Below are 7,460 nucleotides of genomic sequence, written 5' to 3' on the forward strand. Positions count from 1 at the left end.
CATCATCCTCTCCCCAAGGTATCTTCGCCCATGCAACACTTGGCCTCTCAGCCCAGGGGATAGGCATCATGCCCAACAACCGATTACATCAACGACTGGGCGGCGGCGCCCTCGCCCTGACCGTGGCGCTCACGCCGATCCCCACGGCCGACGCCTGCACTCGGGCCGTCTACCTGGGCCCCGACGACACCATCATCACCGTGCGCAGCATGGACTGGAAATCCGATCTGGGGTCGAACCTCTGGTCATTCCCGCGCGGCATGGCGCGTGATGGCGCTGCCGGACCGACGGCGATTCGCTGGACCTCGAAATACGGCAGCGTCATCACCACGGCATTCGATGCCGCCACTGCCGACGGCATGAACGAGCGGGGCCTGGTCGCGAACCTGCTTTATCTGAGCGAAGCAGACTATGTGCAACCGGCACCCGGCGATCCGCGCCTGCCGCTCTCGATTTCCGCCTGGGTACAATACCTCCTCGACAACTACGCCACGGTCGCCGAGGCGGTGGCGGCGCTGCGCGCCGAGCCATTCTATGTCGTACCCGTGGCCTCGCCGGATGGCGTAGCGGGCAACGTGCATGTGTCGATCTCGGACGCGGCGGGCGACTCGGCCGTCTTTGAATATATCGGCGGCAAACTGGTGATTCACCATGGCCGTCAATACCAGGTGATGACCAACTCGCCGATCTACCAGCACCAACTGGCGCTCGACGCTTACTGGCAGCAGATCGGCGGTACGATCATGCTGCCGGGCACCAATCGCGCGGCCGACCGCTTCGTGCGCGCCTCCTTCTATATCAACGCCATCCCCCAGACGACCGATAACGCGGAGGCGGTAGCCAGTGCCTTCTCGGTGATCCGCAATGTGTCGGTGCCACTGGGCATCTCCACCCCGGGTCAGCCCAACATCTCATCGACCCTGTGGCGCACGGTCGCGGACCACAAGAACCGGCGCTATTATTTCGAATCGACCCGCACGCCGAATGTCTTCTGGGTCAACCTGGCAGAGCTCGATTTTACCCCGGGAACGGCGGCCGGAAAACTCACACTCACCGGCGGCGCCATCTACGCCGGTAACGTCGCCGCGCAATTCACACCCCAAGCGCCCTTTGAATTTCTCGCCGTGCCGGTCAACTAAGCGCTGCTTACCATAGCGTGACGTCCTGCGTATCGCCGTCGGAGTAAATGTGATCGAAACTGAAATTCACCGGGGGCAACACCATCGGGTGTTCCGCGTGGTTGATCCCGTGGCAGGACCGCTGATCATCAAGCGGGGAACGGACAACGACAATGCGCTCACGGCCCAGTCCGCGCTACACAATGAACAGCGCATCCTGAAGCAATTGCGGGGCCTCGCCGACTGTCCGCGCCTGGTGCACTACGACCCAACCGTCCCGGAGCTGGCGATGGTGGACTTCGGCGGCGTACCGTTGAGCGACGCGGGCCTCTTGGGGCAACCCGACCTGGAGTGCTTCCTCACCCTGGCCACGGCCCTGGCGCACCAGGTGGCCGAGATCCACGGGCGCGGCGTGATCCACAAGGATCTGAACCCCGCCAATATCGTGGTACGACTGGACGACCGGCGAGTGCAGATCATCGACTTCGATCTGGCCACCACCTTTGCCGAAGAACACCCGGGGTTCGACCCCTTGAGTCGCCTGCCGGGTACCCCGGCCTACCTGTCGCCCGAGCAGACCGGGCGAATGAATCGACCGGTGGATTGCCGCACCGATCTGTATTCGCTGGGCGCCACGCTCTACGCCCTGGCGACCGGCGCCCCCCCCTTTGGGGAGACCGACACGCTGCCCCTGATCCATGCCCATTTGGCCCGCGCCCCGCGGCCACCGGGGGAGCTAGCCACCTGGTTGCCCTCCCGGTTATCCGAGTTGATCCTGGCGCTACTGGCCAAGGAACCGGACGAGCGCTACCGAAGCGCCGCAGGGCTAGCCCATGACCTGCGGGCATTACGCCAAGCGCTCGCGGAACAGGCACCGCTCACGCGGGTGCAGTTGCAGGCGCGCGACCTGCCACTGCGGCCCCGCCCGCCCCATGCCCTGTATGGACGCAGCCAGGAACTGGCGGCACTGCGAGCGGCCTTTGCGAGCGTCACCCGCACTGACGATCAAGGGGGCGGCACTCAGGCACTGTTTATCGCCGGTTATTCGGGGGTCGGCAAGACGGCACTGATCCACGAACTGGACCGCCCGGTCACACTCGGCGACGGTCTGTTCATCAGCGGCAAGTTCGAGCAGTTTCAACGGGATCGCCCCTTTCTGGCGCCCGCACAAAGCCTGCGTCAATTGTGCCAGTTGCTGTTGGCCGAACCCGAGACGGCAGTCATACGGCGGCGCGAGCGGATGCTGGCGGGCCTGGGCCCGGACGCCGGCGCACTGTTCGAGGTGATACCGGAACTGGAGGCGCTGCTCGGCGCGCAAACGCCGCCGCCGCCGCTCGGACCGCTGGAATCGCAGGTGCGCCTGCGGGCCCTGCTGGTCGCCCTGCTGCGCCAGATCGCCACACCCGAACATCCGTTGGTGTTGTTTCTCGACGACCTGCAATGGGCCGATCAGCCGTCTCTGGACTTCATCGGGGCGCTGCTGGAGGACCCCGGACTCCATGGCCTGCTGCTGATCGGCGCCTACCGTGACAACGAAACCGCGCAAGGCCATCCGCTCCTGCGGCTGCTGCACCGGCCAACCGCTAACGGGAGTCCTGCCCCGGTGCTGACGCTGACCAGCCTGACGGTGAGCGATCTCAACGCACTACTCGCCGACATGCTGCAAACGCCAGCCGCCGCGTTGCCCCTGCTCACCGGGGCCCTGTTCGCCAAAACCCACGGCAACCCATTTTTTACCATTGCATTCTTAGATGCCCTCTACCGGCAGGGCGCATTGCGTCCCGACCCGGAGCAGGGGCGATGGCACTGGGACATCGCGACCATCCTGGCCCACCGGGCCAGTGACAATGTGGTTGACTTCCTCGCCGCAGGGTTGGGCGAATTCGCCACTGAGACCGCGGAGTCGCTGGTCGCCGCCGCCTGCCTGGGCAACGAATGCACACTGGCGTTGCTGGCGCTCGCCACCGCGCAGACACCGGACACGCTCACCAGGCGACTCCTGCCAGCCTTGGAGCGCGGGGTTCTCATCACGCCCAATGCGCTTGCGTTTCATCAGGCCGATCGAGGCGTTACGCTGCGATTCTGTCACGACCGGATGCAGCAGGCGGCCTACGGGCTACGCGACGACGCGTGGCGGCATCGCCTCCATCTGGCCATGGCCAGAAGGTTCGCCCAGCCCGGCGGCGACCCAAGCCTGCGCATGCACACCGCCCGCCACTATGCCGCCGCGGCCCCCTTGATTATTGCAACGACCGAACGGGCACTCGCCCGCGACCTGTTTCTCACCGCCGCCGTCCGGGCCCGCCGGGCCGGCGACTTTACCACCGCCGAACGCTTCGTGCGCTTGAGTCTGGACCTGTTGCCGACGGACGCCTGGCACAGCGAACACCAGACCGCTTTCGATCTGCATGCCGAGTTGCACCTCACGCTCCACAGCCAGGCACGCCAAGGCGAGGCGGACGCCGTCTATGCACAACTCCTGGCGAACAGCGCAGGCCCCGAACTGCTGGTTGACCCCACGTGCATACAAATTGCAAATCTAGTCAATCGCAACCGCTACCGAGAGGCCATCGCGCTGGGATGCGAACGCGTCGCCCGACACGGCCTGACGATCCCGCTGGACGACCTCGATCGCAGCCTCAAGACGTTATTCGCAGAGTTTTCCGACGTCTTTGTGCTGCATGGTATGGCGAACCGGGAAACCACTGCATCCATCCAGCCGGAGACCGCCCTGGGACAAGAACTGGGGGCCTTCTATCGTCATGTCGCAGTTGGCGCGCTTGAACACCTGGGGGAGCGTGCGGAGCTGACTGACCCACGCCTAGCGGGTGCCGCCAAACTCATGAACAACATGCTGCTCGCGGCCAACGCCTGTCATCCGATCCTCTCGGCTTGGTTGGTGCTGCGCCTGGGTCGACTTTGGATCGAAGAAGGCTATTGTGCGGCAGCCCTCTTTCCAATGGCCTGCGTGGGCTCGCCCCTGATTGGAATGTGCCGCGATTTCGCCACCGCAGAACGCTTGGCACGGATCGTACTCGCTGTGGGCCGGGTACGGGAACACAGCCGCGAGACCGCGCATGCCCTGTTCTTTTATGCCAATTATATCAGTCATTGGCTGCACCCGCTTGAGGAGGATGTCGCTCATGCGCGCCAGGCGTTCCGTGAATTATTGCGTGCCGGCGACGAGGAATTTGCCTCTTTCGTCTTCTACCCAACGCAGGCCGCCCTACTGGATACCTGCGCCCGGCTTACCGACATACAAGCAGAGAACGCGTCCGCACTCAGCTTTGCGCACAAGGTCGGGAATTTGCATGCCGAGCAGTCGTACTTGCCTTATCGACAATTGATCCGCTCACTGGAAGGTAAGACCGCCGGGCCGGGAAGTTTCACCGACGCCGACTTCGACGAATCGACGTATCAGCTTGCCGCCCGGGAGAATCCGAAGGCGCTGTGCTACTTCCACCTCTACCGTGCGCTGGCGGCCTGTCTGTTTCACGATGAACAGGCGCTGGCCTGCCATGTCGAGCCGGCCGTAAAGCTCAGTCTAGCGATCCACGGTCATTACGCAACGGCATTGATCAGCGTGCTGCAGTCACTGGTGCTCATCGCGCAAATCCGCGTCACACCGCAAGCCAGCCGCACCGCGCTCGGGGAACGACTCGCCATCCACCAAACCTGGCTTGGGGACCGCGCCGCAGCGGCGCCCATGAACTTTGGTCATCTCGCCACCTTGGTGGAGGCGCAGCGGCTGGACGCCCTGGGCCAATCCGCTGACGCATTCCAGGCGTTCGAGCAGGCCATGCGCCAGGCGCAGGCGCGGCCCTGGCACCAGGCGCTGATCACCGAACGCGCCGGACACTGCTTCATGCGGCACGGGTTGGAGCACGCCGGTCGCGCGCTGCTGACCAGGGCGCATGCACTCTATCGGCAGTGGGGCGCGACGGGCAAGGCGCGAGCGATGCGCATGAGTCTACCGTTTCTGGACTCGGGCGAGTATGGCAGCAGCGGCAGTATGGGTGCCGATGCCCTCGACCAGGTGGCCCTGCTGCGCGCATCCCAGGCACTGGCGTCTGAACGGTCGCTGCCGCGACTGGTCGAGCGGGTGGTGGAACTGCTGAGCCAACTGACCGGCGCCACCGATGTGCGAATACTGATGGCCGATGAGGCGGGGCGCTGGCACCTGGAAGGTGGGCTACACCACGGGGAATCGTTGGGGCGCATGGCGGTAGAGGAGGCCGCGCAACGCGCAATCATCTCCGCCAAAGGGCTGCGGTTGGCACTGACAACGCTCACCTCCGTGGTCTCCGACGATGCGGTGATCGACCGCCGCTTTGCCGGTGATCCACACTTCGCTGATCTGCCACTATGCTCACTGCTGGGCCTGCCGGTCTTCGGCCATGGGCGGCTCACGGCTTTTCTGGTCCTGGAGAATCGGCTGTTTCGCGCCGCCTTCACCGCCGCACGCATTGAGGCCGTATCCATGCTGTGCGGACAGCTGGCGATTTCAATCGAAAACGCCCGACTCTACGGGTCACTCGAACGCCAGGTTGCGGATCGCGAACAGGCACTGCGCCACGCCTATGAGCAACTCACCGCCATTGAGGTCGAACGTTCGCGCACGGACGAACGCGAACGGCTGTTGCAGGACATGCACGACGGCTTTGGTTCCCAACTGGCCAGCGCCCGGCTGCGCATTGCGCACAGTGAGCTCACCCAAGCCCAAATCCAGGTCTTGTTGCACGAATGCCTCGACGACCTCTATCTGGTCGTCGACACCATGAGCAATGAGGAGAAAAGCCTGCGCGACGCCATCGTCGATTATCGCTATCGCTGCGCGAACCGGTTGTCCGAGCAACCGGTCCGGGTCGACTGGCACATCGTATTGGATGCCTGCCCGCCGATCGATCAGCGGCTGATCCTGCAAATCCTGCGCATCGTGCAGGAGGCCCTGAACAACGCACTCAAACATGCCCAGGCCAGCCAGATCGACTTACACGCGATCTATCAGGCGGACGGGCAATTGCACATCACCGTGGCGGACGACGGCATCGGTATCCCGGAAGCGGTCGAGCAAGGACGCGGCATGGGCAATATGCAACACCGCGCACGGGACATTGGCGCCCGACTCCACTTCAGCCGTCGTGCACCGGGCACCTGTATCTCCCTGAGCCTATCCTTTGACCAGGAGCCCGTGCTCCCGGGCCCGTGACACGGCCTGCGTCTGGGAGTGGACATCGAGCTTGCGATAGAGATTGCGGATATAGGACTGGACGGTTGACAGCGCCACGCCCATCGCCTCCCCAGCCTGACCGTATGACTTTCCGCTGGCCAGATGTTGCAGTAGCTCGGCCTCCTTGCTCGTCAGCCGGGGCAGCTCGGGAACGCCCGCCGCCGGCCCACGCCCGGCCAGTTTAAATAGATAGCGCGCCAACTTCGGACTGATCGGATAGTTACCCTGCATGATTTGCTCGATCGCGCGCGTCATCGAAATACTCGAATCGCCCTTCAAGATATAGCCCAGCGCGCCCGCGCGAATGGCCGCCAGCACCCGTGTTTCAGTGGAAACGACCGAAATCACCAGGATCGGCACCGCGGGGAAACGGTCATGGATGGCGCGGATGACCTCAATACCGTCGAGATCCGGCAGCCCGAGATCAACCAGGGCCAAATCCAGACACGCGGCGGGATCGTTACAGCAGGCCAGGGCCTCAGCCCCGGTCTTAAAGCCATGCACCAGCCACTGGTTCCCCAATTGAATCACTGCCTCTGCGATGGAGCGCTGAAATGAAGGATCGTCCTCGACGACCAACACCTGTCGCACCGCGGGGAGGGACACAGTTGACACCATGGTTACTTGCTCACCAGATACTGTCTCGATGGCCCCTGGAGGCGGGTTTTCTCCTCATCAGGGGTGGCGTTTCCGCCGCGGGAATCATAGGGCGACGGTGATCGCCCTGGCAAGCGCCTTGCTTTTGCCGTGAAAGTCGCGCCGGGAGCGCGCTCCAATTCTCCCTCCCCTATTGGGGGAGGGCCGGGGAGGGGAACGGCCAAGACGCCCGCCACTTTCATCTTCCGGGGTGGCGCGGGCGCCATGGCCGTTACCGGCCTCACCCATCACTTTTCCTTAAGCGCTGGTTGACGGGTGCCGCCCCCCATGAATATGCGATTTACAGGCGTCGGGAACTCAAGGAAACTGTTTACCTAGTGCCTGACAGGAAACTCGCATTTTCCAGCACCGTCTATTCGTGACGGCCGGGAAATCCTTGGTCGAGCCGTCCCGGACGACGCGCGTATCTGCAATTAATACCAAACGCGTCTGCCAAGTGAGAGCGACTCGTATTA

At 63.8% G+C, this 7,460-nt stretch carries 3 protein-coding genes; 2 read left to right on the forward strand and 1 reads right to left on the reverse strand.

Annotation, left to right across the window (positions count from 1 at the left end; translation table 11 throughout):
• Positions 1-68: 68 nt before the first annotated feature.
• Together QZY44_RS17510 and QZY44_RS17515 are read left to right on the forward strand one after the other, a co-directional pair.
• Positions 69-1,139, forward strand: a complete 1,071-nt coding sequence (locus QZY44_RS17510) for a linear amide C-N hydrolase (protein WP_295449023.1) — start codon at positions 69-71, stop codon at positions 1,137-1,139.
• A 49-nt stretch (positions 1,140-1,188) separates the two neighbouring features.
• A complete protein-coding gene (locus QZY44_RS17515) occupies positions 1,189-6,327 on the forward strand; it encodes an AAA family ATPase (protein WP_295449026.1) in 5,139 nt (1,712 codons plus the stop codon).
• Here the strand turns inward: QZY44_RS17515 and QZY44_RS17520 are convergent.
• Positions 6,289-6,954 (reverse strand): response regulator transcription factor, encoded by a 666-nt coding sequence (locus tag QZY44_RS17520; RefSeq protein WP_295449029.1) that lies wholly within the window; start codon positions 6,952-6,954, stop codon positions 6,289-6,291. The genes QZY44_RS17515 and QZY44_RS17520 overlap by 39 nt on opposite strands.
• Between the last annotated feature and the right edge of the window lie 506 nt (positions 6,955-7,460).

The sequence above is a fragment of the uncultured Thiodictyon sp. genome (assembly GCA_903837595.1).
Lineage (GTDB): Bacteria > Pseudomonadota > Gammaproteobacteria > Chromatiales > Chromatiaceae > Thiodictyon.

Coding starts and splice junctions, on each gene's coding strand:
- QZY44_RS17510 (WP_295449023.1), top strand. CDS start 69: ATGCCCAACAACCGATTACATCAACGACTGGGCGGCGGCGCCCTCGCC.